The sequence below is a fragment of the Streptomyces shenzhenensis genome, from assembly GCF_021462265.1.
In the GTDB taxonomy this organism is placed as follows: Bacteria; Actinomycetota; Actinomycetes; order Streptomycetales; family Streptomycetaceae; genus Streptomyces; species Streptomyces shenzhenensis.
In genome coordinates, this window is sequence record NZ_JAJONF010000208.1 from 1 (window position 1) to 416 (window position 416).

Sequence of the window (416 nt, forward strand, 5' to 3'; positions counted from 1 at the left end):
GAGGTCGGCGACCTCGTGCGCCTCGGTGATCCGGCCGGACGTGATCCCCATGCTCTGCGGTACGACGACGTCCAGCGCCTCCTGCGCGGTGGTGCCGGCGGCCGCGGCGGTGGCGTCGGCGAAGCCGCCCGGCGCGGTCCAGAACGGCGTGCGGACCGGGCCCGGGGAGACGGCGTTGACGCGCACGCCCTGCGGGGCGAACTCCTCGGACAGCGACTTGTTCAGGTTGGTCAGCGCCGCCTTGGCCGCCGAGTAGTCCACGACCATCGGGAAGGGCAGCCGGGCGTTGATCGAGCTGATGTTCACGATCGACGCCCCTTCAGCCGCGAGCAGGTGCGGCAGGGCCGCGCGGCTGGCGCGGACGGCGCTGAAGAAGGTCAGCCCGAAGACCTTCTGCCAGTCCTCGTCGCTGACCT

At 72.1% G+C, this 416-nt stretch carries 1 protein-coding gene; it reads right to left on the reverse strand.

What is annotated here, in order from left to right; all coding sequences use genetic code 11:
* The coding region (locus LQ326_RS47495; RefSeq protein ID WP_268208476.1) for an SDR family NAD(P)-dependent oxidoreductase at positions 1-416 on the reverse strand (416 nt) is incomplete at both ends.